The organism is Lysinibacillus sp. fls2-241-R2A-57, assembly GCF_030209535.1.
GTDB lineage: Bacteria > Bacillota > Bacilli > Bacillales_A > Planococcaceae > Lysinibacillus.
In genome coordinates, this window is the sequence record NZ_JARVRU010000197.1 from 1 (window position 1) to 23,187 (window position 23,187).

The window sequence follows — 23,187 nt, forward strand, 5'->3', positions numbered from 1 at the left end:
ACTCACCAGATCCTACCGATTGGGATGAAACTTTGCTTCCTCCATTGGAATCAAACGTAACGATGTAGCTTACTTTCGACCATTTGGCGTATAGCGTTATATCTTTTTTCACTACCTCTTGATCGAAATTCCATGCTTTAGTTAGCCCTTTGTCTTTATACCACCCTGCAAATGTGTGCCCTTCTTTTACCGGAGTGGAAGGAACCTTTACTAACTCACCAGATCCTACTGATTGGGATGGAACTTCGCTTCCTCCATTGGCATCAAAAGTGATTGTATAGCTCGCTTTCTTCCATTTAGCATATAGCGTTGTATCTTTTATCACTACATCATGGTCAAAATCCCATACTTCTGTTAGTCCTTTATCCTTATACCAACCTTCAAATGCGTAGCCCTCTTTCTCTGGATTCGGCGGTGCTTTCATCGTTTCGCTATATGCTACCATTACCGACGGGACTTCACTTCCACCGTTAGAATCAAAAGTAACAGCGTAATGGCTCCACTTCGCATAAATTGTCATTGGTTTTCCTACTGAGTAATCCCAATCTATCGTAAAATCCTCATTTTCAAACCAACCTAAGAACGTTCTCCCTCCCTTTTTTTGTGGATTGAATGGAGAGTTTTTTTCAGTCCATTGGAAATTATGTGTACCATTAAACGTTACAAAATCAAGACTGTTATCGTAAAAAGCACTACCCTTAATCGTTGTAACACTATCTGGAATTACTAAACTTGATATTGGATTTGCATTAAATGCTGATGTTCCTATCGATGTAACACCCCGCGGAATCTCTAAACTCGTTAATCGATTTCCGTAGAATGAAAAATCCTGTATCGTTGTTACGCTAGATGGAATCTCTACGTTTGTTAATCGATTATTGTAAAATGCGGCCGCTTCTATCGTCTTAACGCCTTCAGGAATTTTTACACTTGTTAATTGATTATTATAAAATGCACTTTGTCCTATCGTTCGAACGTTCGATGGAATATCCACGTTCGTTAAATTATTAGTAGAAAATGCAAGTTCTCCAATCGTTATCACACTTGCCGGAATTTCTACACTAGTTAGCTTCTTACCAGAAAATGCTGAACTCCCTATTTCTATTACTGGTTTCCCCTCGATTTCACTAGGAATAATAACATAATCCTTTGGTGTACTATAATGCTTTATAATAGCAACACCATTACCAAGATCCTTCGTTATGAAAATATCTTGTGGTGGTGGTGGTTTATTATCATCATCATTATCCTTTGAAATATTTTCACCCTCGAAATTTCTCGATTGTACAACATCACTTTCATTGTTGCTTGTCGCATAAACAGATAGATTACCCAATGACAATTGAGAAAAGACTAAAAGTATAACAATTAATAGTAAACTTGCTTTTTTCATTTAGAAATCTCCTTTCAAAGCATTGAAAATAATAAAGGTTAGCTACCTTTAATTGGATTACTTTTATTACAGTTATCAACACTAACAATTCTCACAAAAACATACAAATCAACTTTTTCCGGTTTTTGAACATATTTTGATAATCAGTTTAATTGAATTTTTTTCACCTCTAAGTTATGTAGGTGCTTCTTATTCTCTTTCATTTTTCAGCTACAAAAGAAAAAGAATCTACTCGATTCCCTTAGCTTGTAAGTTAAGCAAATTCCTTGTAGACACTACAAAGCATGCACTTACTAACTCAGAAAATGAGCAAATTCTTATTATTTAATATGATAACGGACCTAAGCCCTTTTTACCTCTCGCTTAAGCCGTAACACTCGTTTTACCATTTTGATTGTCATCACTGTCACCTTTATGCTGTGTTACATATTGAATAACAAACATAACAATAAAGATTGCTAACCCTGCCCAATCCGAGAATTTTTCTGGGTAAATAAGCAATAAGCCAGCAGCAATTGCAATAATACGTTCTATCCATAGCATTTTACGGTACCAGTAACCTATTACTCCTGCACCTATAGCTACCATTCCTGTAACGGCCGTGAATACTACCCATAAAATTTCAGGTATTGTTGTATCAATCATTAGTAATGCAGGTGAAAATACGATCATGTATGGAATAATAAACGCTGCAATAGCAAGTTTCGCTGAGTTTACACCCGTTTTAATCGGGTCTCCACCAGATATTCCAGAAGCCGCAAAAGCAGCAAGTGCCACTGGCGGTGTTATATCAGCAATAATTCCGAAATAGAACACAAAGAAGTGTGCCGATAATAAGACAACAACTGGTACTAATTCCTGTGGTGTATTCGGCGATAATAATGCCACAATTGCTGGAGCAGCAATTGTTGACGTAATTACGTAGTTCGCTGTTGTCGGAGCGCCCATCCCAAGAATTAAAGAGGCAATCATTACAAAAATCAGCGTTAAAATAATACTACCGCCCGCTAATTCTACTAAGCTATTAGCTAAACTTAGGCCTAAACCTGTTTTTACAACTACCCCTACGATAATACCTGCACAAGCCGTTGCCGCTACTACACCAAGTGCTGTGCGTGCACCTTCAACTAAACCATCAATAATATCCATTGGCTTTAAACGCGTTTCTTTATCAAACATCGAAACACCAATAGAAATAAGAATACCGTATAGTGCAGCATGCATTACTGGTGTACCCGTTAACATTAAAACGATGATTGCGATAATCGGCAATAGAAGGTAAATTTTCTTAAATACTTCTCGACGATTTGGCATTTGATCATCACGTAAGCCTCTTAAGCCTACACGTTTTGCTTCGAAGTGCGTCATAATCCAAATACCTGTGAAATAGAGCAGTGCAGGTATCGCAGCCGCCTTCGCAATATCCCAATACGTTATTCCACGCCCGATAAACTCAACCATTAAAAACGCTGCGGCCCCCATAATCGGCGGCATTAACTGTCCACCTGTAGAAGCAGCCGCCTCAACTGCACCTGCGAACTCTTTACGGTACCCAAGCTTTTTCATCATCGGAATCGTATACGATCCAGATGTTACTACATTTGCTACGGAGCTTCCTGAAATCATACCTTGAAGCGCACTAGAAAATACCGCTACTTTCGCTGGACCACCAATTAATTTACCCGCAAGAGCTACAGCTAGATCATTAAAGTATTGACCAACACCTGTTTTGACAAGAAATGCCCCAAAAAGTAAAAACACAAAAATAAACGTGGCCGAAACACTAATTGGCGTTCCAAAGATACCATCCGTCGTAAAATACATGAGATTAACAATACTCTCGAAGTCTTGCCCTCTGTGTGCCATAAATGCCGGGAAATACGGTCCGAAATATGCGTATATTAAGAAACACACAGCAATGATTGTAATTGGTAAACCTACTGCACGACGAGCTGCCTCAAGCACCAATACAATAGCTATTAAACCAACGATAAAATCCATTTGTGTAATGGTACCATTACTGTTAATTAGCTCTGTATAATTTACTGTCCAATACGAACCTACTACAATAGATAATACCGCTAAAATATAATCGAACCATGCGATTTTATGCTTTGCCGCTTTTTTTCGAGCTGGGAATAGCAAGAAAATAAGGGTCAAACCAAAACCTAAATGAATAGTACGTTGGATCTGCGCTGGAAACTGACCAAAAATGGCTGTATAAAGTTGGAACAATGAAAATGCTAATAGTCCAAAGAAAATGACATGTTTCATAATGCCCGAAATCGTTCGGACATTGGATTCAATATCATATTTCTCAAGTATTGCTTGTTGCTCTTCGGCTGATATTTGTTCAAATTCTTCTTTTTTTACTTCGTCGTTTGATTTATGCTGTGTTGTCATTTCATCCTTACTCCTTTCCATTGTTCATAAAGTGATAAACGCTTCACCTCAAATAAATAGGATTTTCCCCTTTGTAAATCTTTTTTTAAATCGTATTCATAATCCTCGTATTCTAATACAAGATCTAAATCCAAATCGGCTATATAAATCGTAAAATTTTCAATAACTTCATTGTCAAACTGCAAAAAATATTTACCATTTCGTTCTGTTAATGTTTGATTTTTCTCTGCATAGCTTGGCATGCCGATTGCTAAACTTTCATACTCCATCCCTAACATTTGAATATTTGTTCCATCTACACATTTATAATGTTCGAGCACATCCGTCTTATGGATAGAGTGCGTATATCTAATTTCGAATGTATCCTCAGATGTTAGTGGTATATAATGCACTAGCGGATCATTTATACGTGTTTCCGTAAATGCAAATACCTTTTGAAGAGGAAGAAAAATGACTATACTAAAGCAAATACATAAAAAAACTAAAACAATTATTAATGTTCTCTTTCGCACTACATCTGTTCCCCCACTTAAAAAGCTATTTACTTTCACGCGCAACTTAACGGAAGAAAAGAGACTCGAAGCTTTACGCAATCCGAGCCTCTTCGTATTTAAGAAAATAACTTTTTACTCGCCATAAGCTATAGTTTGATAGAATCTAAAACCGAAGTCCGAATATTGCGTTATTTATTTTCATCAAAGTATTTTTTAGCACCTGGGTGAACATCGATACTAATACCTTCTAAACCCGTCTTCGCTTTGATAAACTCACCTTTAGCGTGAGAAATTTTACCTGCGTTATCATAAATAGCTTTCGTCATCGAATAAACAACATCTTCCGGAAGATCTTTTTTCACCGCTAGCATTGCAAGCACGGAAACTGTCTCAGTATCTTTCGCGATACCATACGTACCTTTTTTTACTGTATCTTTTGTATAGTAAGGATATTTAGCAATTAACTCATCAGCTTTACCCGCATCCATACCGATAATATTTACTTTAGTTGTTGCGTTTAATGCCTCAACAGCACCTGTTGGCGTACCCGCAGTAATAAACGCTGCATCAATTTGGCCTGATTGAAGACCGTCAGTAGACTCACCGAAATCAAGGTTTTGGGCTTTGATATCATCCATTTTCAAACCGTGAATTTCAAGTAATTGGTCAGCATTTGCGTAAGTTCCAGAACCCGGAGCACCTACAGAAACCTTTTTCCCTTTTAAATCAGCATAAGTTTTAATACCTGACGCTTCAGTCGTTACTAATTGTACTGTTTCTGGATAAAGTGCACCTAAAGCAGCAATCGAGTCAATTTTTTTGCCTTCAAACATCATTGTTCCTTCAGTAGCGTAATAAGCAATATCTGATTGCACAAAAGCAATTTCACCTTTACCTTCTTGTAAAGCAGTCATGTTAGCGGCAGACGCTTGAGAAACTTCAGCAGTTGTTTTAATGCCTGTTTCCTTAGAAATAAAATCAGCAAACGTTCCACCTAGTGCATAGTAAGTACCTTGTGTTCCACCTGTTAATAAGTTTAAAAATTTGGGCTTATCAGATGATGTCGAATCCCCCTTACTCGCGTCCTTAGAACCTGTTCCACTACCCAACCCACATGCAGCTAAAATCAATAGCGCAAAGACACTTAATAGCATTAATAGCCTAAATTGTTTTTTCTTCAAAGTAACCTTCCCCCTTGGTTAAAAATAATAATCTACTTAAAATTATCAAATATAGTATAATAATGTCAATCTATTTATTGTAAATTCAGTCATTTATAATTATGCTATTTACCTTAAACGACAATCATTTCTGAATTTCAACAATTACTCCTTCAATCTTAATTTATCTATTTCAGACTATTAAATTCTTTTTCTAACAAAACAAATTCAGCTAGCAAATGTATAAAAATTGCATGTCGAATTATAAAAAATGACCTTTCACTTTCTTTTATGTCTCATTACCAAACGTGTGATTGATTTCCGTTCCGTCTAGGCGCTTTGTTGCTGTCGCTTCGTTTTCGCACAGATAAAACATTTTGTTGCTGACGCTTTGCTTTCGCACAGAGCAAAGCTTCCTAGGGGCGTCCGCTGAGCCGATTTTTATTAACTAAACAAAAAAAACAAGCGTGTTGATTAGGAAAAAAATAGGTTTATTATTGAGTGGTAAAAGGATTTTTTTGTTACCACTTTGCCAATACATTTCCATTTTAACTGATTGTAGCGTAGGGCTACTCGACTCCCGCGGGAAAGCGAGACAGACGAGACCCTGCACGGAGCAGAGCGGAGGAAGCGGCTCGACGCTCGCCCGCAGGAAAGCGAGTAGCCCGTAGCGGAAATCAGCCTCTTTGAATGTATAAAAATGGTTAATCAACACGCTTGCAAAAAAAATACTGTATCTAAAGTGATTTACTTCAGATACAGTCGATTCATTTTCTTTATTGAATTACGCCACAAGCAATTCTTTCACCAGAATTACCAGCAGGGTCTGTTTTATAATCGTCCTCTGACTCATGAATGACTAATGAAGTACCTTCTCCACCCAACAATGAGTTTGCAGCATTTTTATCTAATGTTAACCCTTCAGCTAAGAAGTTCATATCTACATTACCATCTTCGCCAACTTCTAGATTTGGAAGATCCCCCATATGATAGCCTTTAGGGTTATCCTTTCCGTGCTCTTTTTGTGTCGGATTAAAATGTGGGCCTGCTGATTCAAACTTTGGTGGCTCGCACTTCCCAACTGAATGAATATGAATGCCATGCGTTCCGGTAGGCAATCCAGATAGCGCGAGTGTCACCCTTACCCCATTATCCTCTTCCTGAAAATATGCATTTCCATAGCTTTCATTATTTTTACCGATGACTTTCGCAGTTGCAGTTGGTGCTGAATTTGCGTTAACCGCTACTTTTTGCTCCTTCTTCTCAAAGAAATTACAACCACCGACAAATACTAATAAGAAAATAATTAGTAAGCCCATTTTTTTCATAAAAATCCCTCCTCTATTTCTGATGTTTGCCAACAATCCTCCTACTTATGCAATTTTGATTAGAATTTTGTGAATCATTGGCAAAGCAGTAAATTTTGCAACCTTGTGAGCTATAGAGATTGGCATTTCGATTGAAACAAAATAAAAAGGATATCTCCAATTTAGGCTCATCATCATAACGTGTGGTGATGAGCCCAATTCAACGAGGCATCCCTTTACATACATTAATTCAAAATTTTAACAGTTACGGTTTTAACACCCCACTGACGAGCTTGTCCTTCAGTAGGAATAAATACATCAATTTTATTGCCTTTTATTGCTCCGCCAGTATCTGCTGCGATTGCCTCGCCATAACCTTCAACCCAAACCCTAGTACCAAGAGGAATAACACGTGGATCTACAGCAATTACCTTTAAGTTTGGATTAGATCTTATATCTGTTCCATTCGCTGTAATCCCCGAACACCCTTCACAATACGCTGTATAGGCAGTCGCCCGCATTGTTAGCGTTTTGCCTGACGCATTCGCTGGAGCACTTGCTTGTTTGGTATTTGATTTTGTTGCTGGTTTTGTATTTGTTGTTGTTGCCGGCTTTGTATTTGACGTTGTTGCTATCTTTTTAGTATTGCTTACAGAAGTTTTAGGCAGTGCTGCCGATGCTTTAATAGCTAACAATTCGCCTACATAAATTACATCAGATGAGAGGTTATTCCATTCTTTCAGCTCATCCACCGACACTTTATTTTCACGGGCAATTGAAAATAATGTATCCCCATGCACAATGTGATGTTGGTCTTTCGATGCTTTTTCATTTTTCGTGTCATCTTCATTTGATTTTTTTTCAAAATTAAACCATTTCGGTTCTATTTCATTTAATAGCTCAAATTCTCCTGCAGATAAATCGTAAATCTTCGAGATTCCCCATAATACGTCGTCTGGCAAAACATTAAGTTTGTCCTCAGCGGAAGACGGGCTTGCAAATAAACTAATACCTAAAGTCAATGTTACAGCTAATGCTAATGCTTGTTTCTTCATAATTTTGTAATACCTCCATTTTTTATAATTTTGCAATCTGCTGCTAGCACACTAGAGTTGGGCTCTTTTATGCAAGCAATGCTAGAGAATGCAATTAATCACTCAGGACAATGGACCTGATATTACGAATTATTTCTATAAAAACGGAAAAATATACAATATCAATCATATTTTTAGTAAGTAAGAGATTTTTACGGAAAAACTACTGATATTTTATATGCAACTTTTATACGTTGGAAAATCAATAATTTTAACCGATAATATGTTAAAGGGGAATGTAGGGTGGAAATTAATACAATAATGTCTTCTCAGATTATGGAGCTACAACAAACTGTACAAATGAGTGTTATGTAAAGTGCGCTCAATTTAAATACAGCAGCTACCGTCGACTTTTTAGAAGATCTGTTATAGCAGCAAGTGACCACACATCCGTATAAAGGGTCAGTTATTGATATTTCATTTAACCAATTTCACTTTAAGTTCTTCACTTCATAATATTTGAAAGTTGGTGCCCTTTTTGATTAGAGTGATAGTAATGGACGATGAGCCATTAGCTCTTATAAACATGGAGAAAAAGTTAAAGGAATTTAATTCAATAGAGGTCATTAAATCCTTTACAAATGTAAAAGATTTGCTTGCAGAGGGTCCAAGCTTGGATTTTCAAGTAGCATTTTTAGATATTGAAATGCCCGGCATGAATGGTTTAGAAATTGCGCGGGTATTAAAAGAATGGAACAAAAATATCCATATCGTATTTGTCACTGCGTATCGAGACTATGCTGTCCAAGCATTTGAAATTAACTCCCTTGACTATTTATTAAAGCCTATTTCAAAAGCTCGTCTAGAGACAACTATTAATAGAATCCAAGAACTCCTCCACCTAGAAGAAAAATCGACTCCTACACTAATAAAAAATAAATCACTAACGATACAATGTTTTGGAGGATTCGTTGTCTTACACGATGACAAAGCCATCCATTGGAGAACGGTTAAAACAAAAGAATTATTTGCCTTTCTTTTTTCCAATCTTAATAGCCATGTTCCTCGTGATACAGTTATCGATGCTTTATGGGCAGAGACGGACTATAAAAAGGCAAGAGTGCAGTTACATACAACAGTCTCCTATCTGCGCACTACGCTTTCTACATTAGGCTATTTAGAAGTCATACAGTATGCAAATGGCTGCTATATTTTACAACTAGAGAATTTTCAATGTGATGCCCATATTTTAGAGCATATTTTAAATAATAAAATGGAGACCGGAAAGCTTGATATAGAGAAAGCTGAGGCACTAATACAAAACTATCAGGGTCAATATATGGCCACGTTAGATTATCCTTGGGTTACTAGCAAAGCAAATTTCATGAACAACCAATTTTCTCTTTTACTTCATGATTTAGTAGAGCATTATACAGCAATACATGATGTAAAAAAACGAGAGCATATATTACTTTTAACGCTCGAACATAATCCATATTCCGATAGAAACATCCAACAGCTAATAAAACACTATATCGATGTGGATAATCGAGCAAGTGCAATAAAGGTTTACAATACCTTTAAAAGTACCTTGGTAGCTGATCTCGGTATTTTACCAGAGCACGAAACAACTGAGCTTTTTAATGCGATATCATTGGAAGTATAAATGACAATAAATTCAAATGAAAAGCATACTCAAGCCTTCCACAAAAGGCATCGAGACAGTTCACTCTCGATGCCTTTTTATCTTTTTTCTTTCTTCATGCATGGTAACTTTCTAAAATTCAGGAGGTCCATATGTCACTGTTAAAAAAAGCGACAATACGACATTCACTTTTCATTTTAATAATTTTTATAGTTCTTACTACATTCCGTTTACTATGGTTAGCACTCTTCCTCCCTACGAGTAATCAACCGATTGCCCAGGAAGGTATATTTGATATTCATAATCAGCAGCTATCCGATAAAGAAATTCTTCACTTAAATGGTGAATGGCTCTACTATCCCGGGTTATTAATAGATCCCTTAAACATGGACAATAACAAATATCCCCGATTATCCGAGCAGACAATCCAAACGATTCCCATGCGAAATTCTGAGGCAACGACACAACGATATGGTACATACCATTTAAAAATTTTACTCAATCATAATGCACCTAAAGATAATCTTTATGCCATTCGGATTCCTGCAGTGTCTACTGCTTCAACATTATATATTAATGGGGAGCTGGTTGGTCAGTCAGGAAAAGTCGCTACTGATTCAACTAGTCATAAAGGGCAAGCCGCTCCTTATACTGTTTATTTTACGAATGAACAGCCTGAAATTGACTTAATTTTACATGTATCAAACTTTGATACACCCGCAAGTCCTATCATTACTAAAAGAGTACTATTTAGCTCTGCATCAGCTATGGCACATCACGAATTAATTACCGATATATCTCTTACTACCATTTCAGTAATGCTTGTAATGTTCGCACTTTTTAGTATTCTTGTGTTCCTATTTATTTATCGAAAGCCAATTGTATTACTTTTCACAGTAGGTTTTCTTTTGCCTTTAGCAGATGAAATAATTTCATATGATCGCTCCATACTTGCTTGGTTACATCTTGATTATGTATGGTCGTTTAAATTATCTACCATCATTTATCTCGGAGCTTCTTTTTTCTTTGTTCAATTTATGCGTGTTTTACTAGTCAAATATCGTAATGCTAAATGCTTTCAGTGGATTCTTGCTTTCTATGTCCTTGGCGTATTCTTAACTGTCATTTTACCAATTGATTGGTTATACACGATAAATTTCCTTTTCTTTATACTTTATGGCGTTTCATTTTTATTTGTAGTAGCACTCGCTTTAAGAGAGTATCTTGAAAATCAAAAAAAGAGCTCTGCTTTTATTGCACTGACGGCTCTCGCTTCAACAAATGGGATTATATGGGGGTTTGTCAAATCCATTTATGCTTTTGATATACCAATTTATCCATTCGATTATTTATTTGTCATGCTCGGTTTTTCGAGTTATTGGTTTAAACATTTTGTTGAAAATAAAGAGCAAATTAATCAATTGAATGCTACATTACAAAAAGACAATGCATTAAAGGATGAATTTTTATCCAATAGTTCACAAAAGCTATGGGATCCTATGAATAAAATGATTACGTTAGGACAGACCATTTATGATAATCCAAACAATAAGCTTGCAGTTGATGATAAACAAAACCTAAAGCTTTTAATTGATATTGGGAGAAGCATGTCCTTTACATTAAATGACATACTTGATTTTACTCGTTTAAAGGAAGGGTATTTACATCTCAATAAAAAAAACGTAAGCATTCAAGCTGTAGTTTATGGTGTTTTTGACATGTTACGCTTTATAACAAGTGGAAAACAAATTCAAATGAAATCTACCATTTCTAGAACATTTCCTAATGTAATGGCCGATGAAAATCGATTGATCCAAATTCTTTTTAATTTTTTATACACTGCCATTAAATATACAGGTGCTTGTGCTATAGAAATCAGTGCACATACGGAAAATGATCTGGCTGTAATCCATATTCGTGACACCGGATTAGGTATGACTGATGACATTCGAAGTCGTCTATTTTCCCCTTCCGAACAAGGAAATGACAACTACGATGAGATCGGTATCGGGTTATTAATTTCAAAGAAGCTCATCGAATTGCACGGAGGAACTTTACAAATACATTCCATTCCTAACAAAGGATCGGATATCTATTTCACCTTACCATTAGCAGAGGAAAGTCTAAGTAAGGAGCAATCCTACATTGAGCAAGAGGACATATTTTCCCCTGTTGAAGAAAATACGTTATCAAACATAGTGGAAAAACAATTTAAAATTTTAATGGTCGATGATGATTCTGTAAACTTAACAATTATGCGTAGTTTATTCGCTACAACAGAATATGCTGTTACTACTATTACTAGCAGCGAAAAGGTATTAGAAGTATTACAGCAAGATGAGTGGGATTTAGTCATTATCGATGCGATGCTACCCTATATTTCTGGCTATGCATTAATTGAAATTATTCGAGAGCATTACTCATTACTTGAATTACCTATCTTATTGCTAACAGCACGTAATTATCCTGAGGATGTTTATACTGGTTTGGTTCGTGGAGCAAATGATTATGTTACAAAGCCCATTAATTCTATAGAGCTAAAAGTAAGAAGCAGAGCGTTAATTGATTTGAAATATAGCATCAATCAACAACTATATTTGGAAACAGCATGGCTTCAAGCTCAAATACAGCCACATTTTTTATTTAATACATTAAATACAATCGCATCACTTAGTACGATTGATACCGATCGAATGATTAACTTAATGCATCATTTCGGTGAATATCTACACGCAAGCTTTGATGTGCGAAATCTACAACGAGTAGTACCACTTAAGGATGAACTAGAGCTAGTGCGATCATATCTCTATATTGAACAGCAACGCTTTGGGGAATTGTTAAACATCGAATGGGATATTGATGACATTGTAAACATTGAAATTCCCCCTATCTCCTTACAAACTATTGTAGAAAATTCGATTCAGCATGGTGTCTTAAAACAGGAAGAAGGCGGAACAGTTTGTATCCGTATAAAGGAATTTCCAGATTATGTAGCAATAAGTGTTATAGATGATGGCGTTGGGATAGATCCGAGTAAATTAGATGAGCTACAATCAGGTAGTTATTCAACAAAATCTGGTGTAGGTATACGTAATACAGATCTACGTCTTAAGAGGATTTATGGACAGAGATTGCAAATTAATAGCACACTAAATGAAGGAACAACTATCACCTTCCACATTCCCAAAATTAACTGAACGAAATTAAAGAGCCATCACCTTCTCAAATGAGTTTGTGGTGGCTCTTCTCTTTAACTTCAAGTTACCGAAGAATTTTATGGATTTTTAAAAATCAGGGTGCATTAAAAGCATAAAGAAGGATAATCACATTACGTGGGTTAATTTCCGTTCCGACTGGAGGCTTTGTAGCTGACGCTTTGCTTTCGCTACAGAAAACATTTGCCGCTGACGCTTCGCTTTCGCGCAGATAAAACATTTGTAGCTGACGCTTCGCTTTCGCTACAGAAAACATTTGCCGCTGTCGCTTCGCTTTCGCGCAGATAAAACAATTGTTGCTGTCGCTTCGCTTTCGCACAGATAAAACATTTGCTGCCGCTACGTTAACACTCCGCTTTCGCACAGAAAACATCCGCTTGCGCTCCAAGGTCTCATCTAGTGACGCTGATCTCCAAGGAGTCGCCCAGCCGCCACAACAGTCACAAAGATCTCCTTGAATTTTTCAACACTATGACAAATTCGCACTCCTCTCAGGGTGCGAATTTTTTCATCCTTTACCAAAGTACAGGCTTTGCTACCATTAGCCATAACATAATGAGCAATAAGAAAATGTACATCCATGCTTTTCGATGTAGTAATGAAGCAAATTTTTGTTGGTCATAGGCAGGTGTATTAAATGTTCGTAAAGTCGGTTTGAACGCTCTTGCCAAAAAAACAATGGAGGCAAGCAACACAAGAAATGTAAGAACAATCCACGAGGTACTCCAATGATAGCCTGCATGCCACATTAATAAAATACCCGATGCAACAAGAACATGTCCCGAATGCTTGACGATTGTAATTGCTCCTTTAAAAGCCTCAATATACGGTGACATCTCAACACGGGATGCTGTACGCATTTTCTTAACAATTGGTAAAACTACAAACAAAGGCCCAATCGAAAGAATAGCACTTAAAATATGTATATAAAGAAGAAGTGTATAAATTGAAATCATTGGTGCATACTCCCTTTTTAACTTTTTCAGTGGGTGTTTAAACACCTGCACCTGTCGCTACGCTTTCGGTACAAAAGACATTTGCTGAAAGTAGTTAAAGCCTCCAGCGGATGTCAGTCCCCCTCATTATAGCACCCAACATATGCGTGCTTTATCGGCAATTGTGAATCATTTGTAAACGCAAATTGAATCATTGTTAAATTGTTTGAAATCTGCACAAAGAGGGTATGGATTATAGTAACATGCACATATAGAACGAAAAGGAGTGATTTTTATAGGAATTCATCAATTTTTTACAAGCCTTAATGACCTAGAGCGTATTATTCGTTGCCCAGGACGCTTCAAATTTGAAGAGCATAATGTGGCTGCTCACTCTTGGAAGGTATCACAGTACGCCATGTTCTTCGCTACACTTGAGGAAATGAATGGAGCTACGGTAAATTGGAAATCGTTATATGAAAAAACCATCAATCACGACTTTGCCGAAGTGTTTATCGGCGATATTAAAACTCCAGTAAAGCATGCAAGCCCCGAGCTTAAACAAATGCTTGCCCATGTAGAAGAAAAAATGATGGAAAAATTCATTATCAATGAGATTCCACAAGAATTTCAAGCTATCTTCTTTGAGCGAATGAAAGAAGGCAAGGACAGCACATTAGAAGGTCGTCTACTTGAATTTGCTGATAAGCTTGACCAATTTTATGAAGCCTTTGCTGAATTAAAGCGCGGAAACACCGACAAAGAATTTGTCTATATGTATCAAACAGCTCTTACCAAACTTTTAGTGATCCCCCTCGAAGCTTCGGTTCACTATTTCCGTACTGAGATTTTGAAGGATGCTGTGAAGGAAAAAACACATATTGATATTCAAGCTTTGACAAATGAAGTATTAACATCAAATTAATATGGTGCATGTACAAGTTTTCCGACGAATTAACTCACGGAAGGCTTTTTTTATTTTCTCAAAAAAAGTCGTATAATGGTAAGAGATCGATTGGAGGGAAGCCTTTGGCACAGGATTGTTCAATTGTAGAAGATTTATTACCTTTGTATAAAAATCAAACGCTCCAAGCACATACTATAGAATTTATCGAACAACATTTAGCTAATTGTGAGCATTGTCGTCAGCTCGCTACTTCAGAGCAATCACGCGAGCATCATTTACCGATGAAAAGAACGGTAACATTTTTCCATCTTGTTTTTATCGTACTGTCCTTTATGTTTGCCATTAACTCATCCTTACTAGGCAATCATAAAAGCTTTGTTGTATCATACGCAATTTTTGGCTGTCTTACTTACTTCTTTTACAAAAACATTTGGATTGTTTTTGCTATTAGCTTTGTACCTGTTTTCGTATGGGCCATCATCCATAATATTAATAATCCACTCTACGTCACTAACTATTCCTTTACGGAAATTGGGACACTGTTGATTGGAGCTAGCTACATCGCTATTTTACATACTATATTTGCACTAATCGGCGCTGCTTTTGCTATTATGTTGCGTAGGCTGAAAAAATAAAAAAAGAGTCGGTTTTGAATAGTATCCCAACACCGTTTCCTTGGTTGGGGCTCTTCATTTCCTCGACTCTTTTTATAGTGATTATGCTTTTTTAACGAACTCTGACTTTAATTTCATTGCACCAAAGCCATCGATTTTACAGTCAATATTGTGATCTCCTTCAACGAGACGAATGCTTTTCACCTTTGTCCCAATTTTTAATGTTGAAGAACTACCTTTAACCTTTAAGTCCTTAATAACTGTTACGGAATCACCGTCTGCAAGTAGATTGCCATGTGCATCCTTTACAATTAGTGTATCTGACTCCTGCTCTGTAGCATCTGCGCTCCACTCATGCGCACATTCTGGACATACAAAATTCGTTCCATCCTCATAAGTGTATTCAGAATTACATTTCGGACAATTTGGATATGCTGCCAATTCAGCTTCCTCCCTTAACTTTTTTACTAGGTAAATCCTATTTATGCTCCTATCTTTACATAATTCGTCCTATTTAGCAAAGGTTGTTCGTATTTTTCGTTCTCATTTGTGAATAATATATGAGCAGCTTCAAGTATTTTGGGGGATTTTCATTCCAGTCTTAAATGATTTGGAACTCTCGCCCATTGACTTTTTTACGCAAACCATCTTACTTGCAAGTTTGTTTATCATCCTTTATTATATCCTTAAAGGCTGCATTGTTCGTACAATATTAAGTTTTAACCTTTAAGCTGTAAAAGGGAGTTTTATTATTGGAGTTGGAATGACGGGCCTCACACCAAGGTGCATGAGGATAAGCAGGAAAGCTTCTGCGAACACCCACTTTGAGGAGTGGTGGTTTAAAACTTTCTATAATAACTACGGCATACGCGGCTTTTTAATTTGATCATACAGCCACATGGCTTTTGAGTGAATCACCCTTCATTATTTGGAGGGTGATTTTTTTATGTGATTTTCGTGTCTTGTGCATATCGTGTGTTTTAAAATCGTATGAGAGAGGATGTTTTTTAAAAGATTGTTTCAAAACATAAAACAAAGTAATTCTGGTGTTTACTTCTCATTGGGCACTTCACCAATTATTTTCCCTGAATAAAATCTCAGTTCAATTATTTAAAGAAAAATTTAAAGTGGGTGGGACAAAACTGGTTAAAACCTTAAAAAGCACGATAATTCAATTTAGAAACGTTGATTTCTCGCGTTTTTTGATGTTAAGTTTTTAAATTTTGCGTAAAAAAATATGTTTTTGTCATAAGCGACGTAAATCATTAGTGCGGTCCGAGAGCGTTGCATGAAGATAGATGTCGATATTTTTCAAAAGTTGGTCGATAAATTAAAAAAGTTGGTTGATAAATCGATAAAGTTGGATAAACAATCAAAAGTTCTCGACAAATCTCAAAACTGCAGCTCATTAAAGATTTCTGTCGCTGCGTTGCGCTCTACTCCAATTTCGCTGCAGAAAAATGAGGTTTTGTCCTAGCCTCTAATATGTATTTCATTTGTCCGTTATGTTTACTGGTTCTGGAATTGAGTTGAATTTACCCAACTTATGTTCTTCATTCCGGTCGCCTTTTATTGCATTTTTATAGATTTTTTTCAACGCTGTCTTTGTGACTACCCCACCTATAATTAACTCTTCACACAAATCATATAATCCATATGTTCGAATAAACTCAGATTTTTCTTCACTATCAGAATTAGTTACAATTTGCAATTCTAACTGTTTAATTACATGCGGAACGCTCGTATCATCTGTACAGATAATGGGTAAATGCAGAACTCTAGCTAAAGCAAGTGATGCAGCTTCCCCATCATTTTTAGGTTTCCGACGATTAGGATTTGCTTTAGATTTAGCTGCTTCAATTTTGTTGAATTCAGACCTAATATTTCTTAGTTCAAAACGATAAATACTTCGTTCTTCATCTGTCAATTCAATCGTATCAGAAATTTCAGAATATTTATTTTCTGGATCGCATAAAATCAATATTCCCCGCTGAAATAAATCGGTTAAAATCGGTTGAAATTTATTGGTTACTAACAATTCATCAAGAACAGCAGCATCAACGAACATAATACCACCTAGTTTGTCCAATAATCGTATAAAACTAAAATCATTAGAGTAGTAAGTACTAAAAAATACATTTGCGTCTAATACTTTATTGGTATTACGTAAGCCGTATCCCTTCTTCATTTTCACCCTCACCACCTTCCAATTATAACCAGTACTATTCTATAAAAATTCCTTCAACGGATCTTCTTCATCAGAAGTTGAGGGATTAGGAGTAGTGTCTTCTATTCTTTGCTTATACAGCTTTTCATTATCAATTATTGCAATATCAAGAGGACTAGGGATAGCCATAAAATCAATGCGCTCTTTTTCCCAATCACTATCTTTATAATTCTTGATTTTGTCTTTAAATGATTTGTCTAACTTTCTTGATGTATGTAAGTTTAACTCAACTAATCTTCTCGCAACAGCTTCATACGGTGCACAACTCATGTCTGCAAGGTTATAGATAATTCTTTCTTGGTCTTTCACTTCATCAATGAGTTTTTCCCAAATACCTTTAACTAAGTTTTCCGGTAATAATAAAGTCGCTGCAAAACGATCCGCTGAACGTTCAACGACTTTTTTTAGATTTTCATCATTGTTAGAATTGTTCGCATCAAACGCTTTAATTAATTTCTCATGCTCAGGAGTTAAATGAAATAATTCATGAGCTAAAGTAAAGTATTGAACTCTATACGATTGATATGTATTAATAAAAACATAACTGTCTTCTTTTCCATCTTTATAATATTGAACTTTCCCACCAAATAAAAATGGATCATTCATATATTCATAGATAATTGCTGATTTACTTAAATTTCTCACAAACTGCTCAATATAGGCTCCGATAAAAGTGGATGAACCGAAATTATTTTCTAACATACGCCTAGCTGTAATTTCAGCTAATTGTTCACCAAACTCCATTAGAAGATCAGTGAATTTTATTTTTTCTGACATCTTATCACCCTTTCGATAAAAAATATAAAATTAGATTAAATTAAATTATTCATTATTAGAGGTATTGTTCCTCAATTTTAGAAATAACTCTGTCTATTCCAAGTTGCCCTGAAAAGTTAGATATTTTACCGCGTAAATGTATTTTGTATGGTTCTTCTCCTGCTAATAAATCATCTAAAGTGACACCTATTATTTGGGCTACTTGTTCAAATCTTGTATTAGGTAATTGTTTTTTCCGGTTTAAATATTGACCAACCAATGCGTCTGTAACACCTAGCATTTCTGCCAATTCACGATTAGTAATCCCGCTCTCATTTTTCCATTGATTTAATTTCTCCACAACAACGGCATTAATATTCATATACAACACTCCCTTTAAAAATCGATACGATAGATAAAATATTAATCCTAAAAGATAAATCCCTCACCACCTTAAACATAACAAATAAACACATTTAACACAAGATAATAAATTTATAAAAATCGCAGAACCCAGTTATTCAAATTATTTAAAAAGACATTCCAAATAATTAAGTTTAAATAATTAGTTTATTAATATTTTTCTGTATGGATGACGCTCCGTTAGCTTGAGTTCGCAAGATTAAACAAACCTGTATCAAACAAGGTTAAGCATTAAAACACACTTAGACAAAATATATGCTTTGATTAATTTTCAAGTACACTTCATCAACTCATCATTTATCTCTTTTCATAACTCCGGTAGCTTAACCGATAGTAGCGCATTAATCCAACTATTTCTGTATTAACAGTATGTGAATACAATCCCTAATTATTATCAGTATCACTTCCCTCTAAAGCTGCATGAATTTCATTCCAAAGTGTAAGTATGCTTTATTTTTATTGCTGCTAACTTAACACATATCAATACTATCTCCTCACAATATACCCTTTTTTACGAGGACCTTTTAATTTCTTATCAACAGTCTTATTAACATCTGTGGACGGTTTTTTAATTGGTTGTTCTAAAATATCATACATAGTCATTTGTTTTTGTTCTTCCATATCTTATATTCCCCTCTCTACCATTCCAGCCAATTTTCTATATTTGATCTATTATTTGTGTACAACTTCACGCTCATTAGGTCCGTTAATATAGGATAAACCGGAACAGGACATTCTCTATTAGCTGTTTCTTTTATATATGATGATTTATTAGATTTATTACTTAAACACCCTATTCCCTTTCTATTGGCACTTACAAATACGTCTTTAAACGTACTAGCGGATTAAGTAAGGTTATCTATTTTTTGTCTCTTAAGTTTCTTATTTATGGGGACGATTATTTGTTAAATAATTTCCAAACAATTATAATTTATAATTGTAAAATACTGTTATATAACCAGTATTTCGGACACCTCCAGGAAGCTTTGCTCTGTGCGAAAGCGTAGCAGTAGCAACAAAGCGCCCTCGGAATAGAAATATAATAAAAGGGGTTTTTAGAATGAGTAAACCAGAATTATATGTTAGTTTAGCAGTTGGTCCAAATACTGATATGGAAGCGTATACCTTACGTTCAACCCTTGAGTACTTTGGAGCAAGAGTTACAGTACATTGGATAGGCAGACCCAATGACCTTATAGATTTGTTATCAGGAGAAGATCGAGACGAAAAGATTGATTATTTAATTCTAGATTTCCATGGTGATGAAGGTAGATTATGTATGAATGAGCTAGGAGAAGATGCTTATGAAGGAGACGAGCCCCGAGGAGAATTTTTTGGTCCTGAGGAAGTAATGCGTTATTCAAAATTAAATGATATAAAAGTTATCGCGGCTGGCTGTACATTAGGTGTTGAACAATTAGCATCAGCATTTTTAAAAAGTGGCTGTCATTCTTATATCGCTCCAAATGATTACATAGATGGCAATGCAAATCTAATGTTTTTAATACGATTTATGTATGAAATTATTCAAAATAACAAAACTCAGCAAGAAGCTTTTGACATTGCAAAATCTTTGGATGAAGAAACTTCAATGTATCAGCTTTATTTATCGTAAACATATCTTTTATCAGGTGTGTTGTTTTTTTCCTCCTAATTAAATTAGATGGCTCTGATTTCCACTACGGGAGCGTCGAGTAGCCCTACGCTACAAACTCTTCACCATAACTGTAGTTGATTTCTTGATAGAAAGTGCTTGTTTTTCGATAAAAGCTCAAATAGTTTCGATAAAATGAGATTTTGTTTCGATAAAAGCTCAAATAGTTTCGATAAAGAGCGATTTTGTTTCGATAAATCCTCAAAGTATTCCTATAAAACGAACGAAAAAACAACCAGGTACTCACGATGAGCGCCTGGTTATTTGTTTAAACGGTTAGTAGCCTTTTAAAATATTTTAGTTTGAAATTTGTGTTTTCTTAAACATTGAAATCAATGCTACACCAGCTAATGACACAATCCCTAAGAAGAATAGTAAAAAGCCTATTGGAATTAAGAAGAAAGGTTCTTCTAAAGTGCCATCAGCAGCTACACTACTTCCAATGATAGCCTTTGCAATAAAACAGATTACTCCTAAAAGAATTGGTGTCGATGCGATTACATATTTCATTTTCATAATATCTTCCTCCATTAAAGTTAGTTTAATTATTTTTTTTATATTCCAAAATATCACCTGGTTGACAGTCTAATACTTCACATATTTTTTCTAATGTTGAAAATTTAACTGCTTTTACTTTTCCATTTTTTAGAATCGAGACGTTTGCCATTGTGATACCCAGTTTTTCCGATAATACCGTAACACTCATTTTCCTTTTCGCTAGCATCACATCAAGATTAACTATGATAACCATGTTACACCTCAAACCGTTAATTCATTATCCTCTTTAAGTTCACTTGCTTTACCCATCAAATAAGAAAGCAAAGAAGTAAATACAGAAATAACTACTGCAAAAAATAGAATAAGCAAAAGAATCATTAAAAGATTAGTATTGTAGTTCCCACTAATAAATACATAAAGCAGTGCGATAACATATAAAACTCCTTCTGTCATTGCTAAAACAGTTATAAACTTTAGCCTATTTGCATTTTTTAATGTGAAATCGTTACCTACATTAATATCTGAACAGATACTCCAACCTATACATAAAGCAAAAAAGTAAGGAATGCCGGTTATCCATATAAAAGCAACAAAAGGTTTATATAACTCTTTTAAGGAATCAAAATCTAGCAATATATTCTTCCCTGTTTCTGGTCCAACAAAGATACAGAACAACAAACCAAATAACCAACAAAATACGATAATTATTTTTAGCCACTTTGCTAATTCCTTCTGTTTCATATCTCACCGCTTTCTCAACTTTCTAATGTTAGAATAATCGATATCACATCCTTAGTCAATACTTTTTTATCGTAAAACAATAAATAATTATCCTTTTTCTATAAATACCCCTAATTTAGATCATCATAAAAAAACACCAGATACTCACAATAAATTACGGTTTACAATAACACCCATAATTCCTGAGATCGATTTAATATAATCACAGATCTCTCCACTGCATAAGAGATGATTGCGACAATACACCAATCCTTTTTTTCATTTGAATGCATAATAAAAGCCCTCCACAGATGTGTGGAAGGCATAAACCCAAACGTTTGGAATTTAGTATAATCGATATTGGACAACCGCTTCTTTTTTCTAAATTAAATAACGATACCAACAATTGTAGCCGTTAAGATACTAACAAGTGTTGCTCCGTACAACAACTTTAAGCCAAAACGAGCAACTACATCCCCTTGCCTTACATTCAAACCTTTTACCGCTCCGGAAATAATACCGATCGATGCAAAATTTGCAAAGGATACAAGAAATACAGAAATAATACCTAGTGTATGTGCACTCATTGACTTAGCTACTTCTCCAAGGCTTGCCATTGCAACAAATTCATTCGTTACTAATTTGGTTGCCATGATTCCCCCAGCAGTAACAGCATCTGCCCACGGTACACCCATTAGGAAAGCAATTGGTGCAAAAATATAACCTAATATGTCTTGGAAAGATACACCGAAAATCATATCAAATAGTGAATTGATTAAATCCATTAATGCTACGAAACCAATAAGCATGGCTCCAACAATAACGGCTACTTTAAATCCATCCATAATATATTCTCCAAGCATTTGGAAGAAAGTTTGCTTATGCTCATCTTCAATCGTTAAGATATCTTCGCTTTCTTCAACTGTATACGGATTAATGATTGAAACAATAATAAATCCACCAAACAAATTCAACACAATTGCCGTTACAACATATTTTGGTTCAATCATCGTCATATATGCTCCAACAACTGACATAGAAACAGTCGACATTGCCGATGCGCATAATGTATACATTCGCTGTGGAGCGATCTTATCTAATTGTTTTTTTACAGTAATGAATACTTCAGATTGACCTACAATTGCAGAAGCTACAGCATTATATGATTCCAATTTCCCCATACCACTTATTTTACTTAATAGTAAACCTATTCCCTTCATGATAAAAGGCAGAATTTTAAAATGCTGCAAGATCCCTATCAATGCAGATATGAAGACAATTGGTAATAATACACCTAGAAAGAAGGAAAATTCTCCTTTATTCGCTAAACCTCCAAAAACAAATGATATACCAGTATTTGCGTAAGACAATAATTGATTAAAACCATTTGTTATTCCTTTGATTAGTACATAACCAAATTTTGTATTTAGCAATAATATTGCCAATAGAAATTGGATAATTAACATAATAACTATATTTTTATATTTTATTTCTTTCTTGTTTTTACTCATTAACAATGCTAAACCAAAAACAAGTAGTAATCCACAAATGGATATTAAATATCTCATAAATTCCTCCATAAATATAATGATAATTTTTAGACATTCGACCTCAAAACGCATTTTTTCGCTTCTTATTTTTAATATCGAAACTGGAAAAATAGTCCATAATTTTTAAACTAGAAGACAATCTCGTGGTCAGACGTCAGACAAACATTCTCACTATAACAGTTTTTTCACTAGTTATTCAATAGTTAATAGAAAAAAATATGTAATCACTTTCTTCATGTTAAAACTTTATTT

The 23,187-nt window shown here is 35.2% G+C and carries 23 protein-coding genes and 1 other RNA gene; 7 read left to right on the forward strand and 17 right to left on the reverse strand.

Translation table 11 applies throughout. The features are described 5' to 3' along the window. The 6 genes from QRN68_RS23890 to QRN68_RS23915 all read right to left on the reverse strand — a co-directional run. Positions 1-1,393 (reverse strand): leucine-rich repeat protein (locus QRN68_RS23890; protein WP_285399710.1); only part of this gene is annotated, 1,393 nt, incomplete at its 3' end. A gap of 363 nt (positions 1,394-1,756) precedes the next feature. Continuing rightward, complete coding sequence (locus QRN68_RS23895) at positions 1,757-3,796, reverse strand: TRAP transporter permease (RefSeq protein ID WP_285399712.1); 2,040 nt, start codon at positions 3,794-3,796, stop codon at positions 1,757-1,759. Continuing rightward, entirely contained in the window at positions 3,793-4,308 is a 516-nt protein-coding gene (locus QRN68_RS23900) for a DUF1850 domain-containing protein (protein WP_285399714.1), read from the reverse strand. Before QRN68_RS23900 ends, QRN68_RS23895 begins: the two co-directional genes overlap by 4 nt. A 170-nt stretch (positions 4,309-4,478) precedes the next feature. Next, positions 4,479-5,471: a TAXI family TRAP transporter solute-binding subunit gene (locus tag QRN68_RS23905; RefSeq protein ID WP_285399715.1), complete on the reverse strand. Its 993-nt coding sequence runs from the start codon at positions 5,469-5,471 to the stop codon at positions 4,479-4,481. A 755-nt stretch (positions 5,472-6,226) separates the two neighbouring features. Continuing rightward, a complete protein-coding gene (locus tag QRN68_RS23910) occupies positions 6,227-6,778 on the reverse strand; it encodes a superoxide dismutase family protein (RefSeq protein ID WP_285399716.1) in 552 nt (183 codons plus the stop codon). A 224-nt stretch (positions 6,779-7,002) separates the two neighbouring features. Further along, positions 7,003-7,812, reverse strand: coding sequence for a LysM peptidoglycan-binding and 3D domain-containing protein (locus QRN68_RS23915; RefSeq protein WP_285399718.1), 810 nt, complete (start codon positions 7,810-7,812; stop codon positions 7,003-7,005). A gap of 535 nt (positions 7,813-8,347) precedes the next feature. Between QRN68_RS23915 and QRN68_RS23920 the strand changes: the two genes are divergently transcribed. Together QRN68_RS23920 and QRN68_RS23925 are read left to right on the forward strand one after the other, a co-directional pair. Continuing rightward, positions 8,348-9,457 carry a response regulator gene (locus tag QRN68_RS23920; protein WP_285399719.1) on the forward strand — a complete coding sequence of 370 codons (1,110 nt, stop codon included), beginning with the start codon at positions 8,348-8,350 and terminating at the stop codon, positions 9,455-9,457. A 131-nt stretch (positions 9,458-9,588) separates the two neighbouring features. Then, positions 9,589-12,633, forward strand: a complete 3,045-nt coding sequence (locus tag QRN68_RS23925) for an ATP-binding protein (RefSeq protein WP_285399720.1) — start codon at positions 9,589-9,591, stop codon at positions 12,631-12,633. Positions 12,634-12,727: 94 nt separating this feature from the next. Here QRN68_RS23925 and QRN68_RS23930 read toward each other — a convergent pair whose 3' ends face one another. Then, the gene (locus QRN68_RS23930; protein WP_285399721.1) at positions 12,728-13,024 is read right to left on the reverse strand and encodes a hypothetical protein; all 297 of its coding nucleotides are present in this window, start codon (positions 13,022-13,024) and stop codon (positions 12,728-12,730) included. 142 nt (positions 13,025-13,166) lie between these two features. Next, a complete protein-coding gene (locus QRN68_RS23935) occupies positions 13,167-13,607 on the reverse strand; it encodes a hypothetical protein (protein WP_285399722.1) in 441 nt (146 codons plus the stop codon). A gap of 265 nt (positions 13,608-13,872) precedes the next feature. Between QRN68_RS23935 and QRN68_RS23940 the strand changes: the two genes are divergently transcribed. Next, positions 13,873-14,511: a YfbR-like 5'-deoxynucleotidase gene (locus QRN68_RS23940; RefSeq protein ID WP_285399723.1), complete on the forward strand. Its 639-nt coding sequence runs from the start codon at positions 13,873-13,875 to the stop codon at positions 14,509-14,511. Between the two features lie 104 nt (positions 14,512-14,615). Next, complete coding sequence (locus tag QRN68_RS23945) at positions 14,616-15,128, forward strand: zf-HC2 domain-containing protein (RefSeq protein WP_285399724.1); 513 nt, start codon at positions 14,616-14,618, stop codon at positions 15,126-15,128. A gap of 81 nt (positions 15,129-15,209) precedes the next feature. On the opposite strand, the gene QRN68_RS23950 is transcribed toward QRN68_RS23945, so the two are convergent. Continuing rightward, positions 15,210-15,548 carry a zinc ribbon domain-containing protein YjdM gene (locus tag QRN68_RS23950; RefSeq protein ID WP_285399725.1) on the reverse strand — a complete coding sequence of 113 codons (339 nt, stop codon included), beginning with the start codon at positions 15,546-15,548 and terminating at the stop codon, positions 15,210-15,212. A 246-nt stretch (positions 15,549-15,794) separates the two neighbouring features. On the opposite strand from QRN68_RS23950, the gene ssrS reads away from it, so the two are divergent. Together ssrS and QRN68_RS23960 are read left to right on the forward strand one after the other, a co-directional pair. After that, a non-coding RNA gene (gene ssrS, locus QRN68_RS23955) (6S RNA) lies at positions 15,795-15,987 on the forward strand. A 408-nt stretch (positions 15,988-16,395) separates the two neighbouring features. After that, a complete protein-coding gene (locus QRN68_RS23960) occupies positions 16,396-16,584 on the forward strand; it encodes a hypothetical protein (protein ID WP_285399726.1) in 189 nt (62 codons plus the stop codon). A 15-nt stretch (positions 16,585-16,599) separates the two neighbouring features. On the opposite strand, the gene QRN68_RS23965 is transcribed toward QRN68_RS23960, so the two are convergent. From QRN68_RS23965 to QRN68_RS23980, 4 genes are all read right to left on the reverse strand, one after another. Further along, a complete protein-coding gene (locus QRN68_RS23965) occupies positions 16,600-17,301 on the reverse strand; it encodes a hypothetical protein (protein WP_285399727.1) in 702 nt (233 codons plus the stop codon). A gap of 33 nt (positions 17,302-17,334) precedes the next feature. Next, a complete protein-coding gene (locus tag QRN68_RS23970) occupies positions 17,335-18,111 on the reverse strand; it encodes an ImmA/IrrE family metallo-endopeptidase (protein ID WP_285399729.1) in 777 nt (258 codons plus the stop codon). 55 nt (positions 18,112-18,166) lie between these two features. Continuing rightward, entirely contained in the window at positions 18,167-18,472 is a 306-nt protein-coding gene (locus tag QRN68_RS23975; RefSeq protein ID WP_285399730.1) for a helix-turn-helix domain-containing protein, read from the reverse strand. A 527-nt stretch (positions 18,473-18,999) separates the two neighbouring features. Further along, positions 19,000-19,134 (reverse strand): hypothetical protein, encoded by a 135-nt coding sequence (locus tag QRN68_RS23980; protein WP_285399732.1) that lies wholly within the window; start codon positions 19,132-19,134, stop codon positions 19,000-19,002. Between the two features lie 439 nt (positions 19,135-19,573). Between QRN68_RS23980 and QRN68_RS23985 the strand changes: the two genes are divergently transcribed. Further along, positions 19,574-20,128: a delta-aminolevulinic acid dehydratase gene (locus QRN68_RS23985; protein WP_285399734.1), complete on the forward strand. Its 555-nt coding sequence runs from the start codon at positions 19,574-19,576 to the stop codon at positions 20,126-20,128. Positions 20,129-20,464: 336 nt separating this feature from the next. On the opposite strand, the gene QRN68_RS23990 is transcribed toward QRN68_RS23985, so the two are convergent. The 4 genes from QRN68_RS23990 to QRN68_RS24005 form a co-directional block, all read right to left on the reverse strand. Further along, entirely contained in the window at positions 20,465-20,683 is a 219-nt protein-coding gene (locus QRN68_RS23990; RefSeq protein WP_285399735.1) for a DUF3955 domain-containing protein, read from the reverse strand. Positions 20,684-20,708: 25 nt separating this feature from the next. Beyond that, on the reverse strand, positions 20,709-20,918 hold the full coding sequence (locus tag QRN68_RS23995; protein WP_285399737.1) for a helix-turn-helix domain-containing protein: 210 nt from the start codon (positions 20,916-20,918) through the stop codon (positions 20,709-20,711). Between the two features lie 8 nt (positions 20,919-20,926). Continuing rightward, positions 20,927-21,406 (reverse strand): DUF2975 domain-containing protein, encoded by a 480-nt coding sequence (locus QRN68_RS24000; RefSeq protein WP_285399739.1) that lies wholly within the window; start codon positions 21,404-21,406, stop codon positions 20,927-20,929. Between the two features lie 365 nt (positions 21,407-21,771). After that, positions 21,772-22,953 (reverse strand): NupC/NupG family nucleoside CNT transporter, encoded by a 1,182-nt coding sequence (locus QRN68_RS24005; protein WP_285399741.1) that lies wholly within the window; start codon positions 22,951-22,953, stop codon positions 21,772-21,774. Positions 22,954-23,187: the final 234 nt, after the last annotated feature.

Bases quoted from the DNA above. Each gene is read 5' to 3' on its own strand.
- QRN68_RS23980 (WP_285399732.1), bottom strand. From the start codon at position 19,134: ATGGAAGAACAAAAACAAATGACTATGTATGATATTTTAGAACAACCA.
- QRN68_RS23925 (WP_285399720.1), top strand. From the start codon at position 9,589: ATGTCACTGTTAAAAAAAGCGACAATACGACATTCACTTTTCATTTTA.
- QRN68_RS24000 (WP_285399739.1), bottom strand. From the start codon at position 21,406: ATGAAACAGAAGGAATTAGCAAAGTGGCTAAAAATAATTATCGTATTT.
- QRN68_RS23975 (WP_285399730.1), bottom strand. From the start codon at position 18,472: ATGAATATTAATGCCGTTGTTGTGGAGAAATTAAATCAATGGAAAAAT.
- QRN68_RS23970 (WP_285399729.1), bottom strand. From the start codon at position 18,111: ATGTCAGAAAAAATAAAATTCACTGATCTTCTAATGGAGTTTGGTGAA.
- QRN68_RS23985 (WP_285399734.1), top strand. From the start codon at position 19,574: ATGAGTAAACCAGAATTATATGTTAGTTTAGCAGTTGGTCCAAATACT.
- QRN68_RS23920 (WP_285399719.1), top strand. From the start codon at position 8,348: ATGGACGATGAGCCATTAGCTCTTATAAACATGGAGAAAAAGTTAAAG.
- QRN68_RS23895 (WP_285399712.1), bottom strand. From the start codon at position 3,796: ATGACAACACAGCATAAATCAAACGACGAAGTAAAAAAAGAAGAATTT.
- QRN68_RS23935 (WP_285399722.1), bottom strand. From the start codon at position 13,607: ATGATTTCAATTTATACACTTCTTCTTTATATACATATTTTAAGTGCT.
- QRN68_RS23915 (WP_285399718.1), bottom strand. From the start codon at position 7,812: ATGAAGAAACAAGCATTAGCATTAGCTGTAACATTGACTTTAGGTATT.
- QRN68_RS23990 (WP_285399735.1), bottom strand. From the start codon at position 20,683: ATGAAAATGAAATATGTAATCGCATCGACACCAATTCTTTTAGGAGTA.
- QRN68_RS23960 (WP_285399726.1), top strand. From the start codon at position 16,396: ATGAAGATAGATGTCGATATTTTTCAAAAGTTGGTCGATAAATTAAAA.
- QRN68_RS24005 (WP_285399741.1), bottom strand. From the start codon at position 22,953: ATGAGATATTTAATATCCATTTGTGGATTACTACTTGTTTTTGGTTTA.
- QRN68_RS23995 (WP_285399737.1), bottom strand. From the start codon at position 20,918: ATGGTTATCATAGTTAATCTTGATGTGATGCTAGCGAAAAGGAAAATG.
- QRN68_RS23910 (WP_285399716.1), bottom strand. From the start codon at position 6,778: ATGAAAAAAATGGGCTTACTAATTATTTTCTTATTAGTATTTGTCGGT.
- QRN68_RS23930 (WP_285399721.1), bottom strand. From the start codon at position 13,024: ATGTTTTCTGTGCGAAAGCGGAGTGTTAACGTAGCGGCAGCAAATGTT.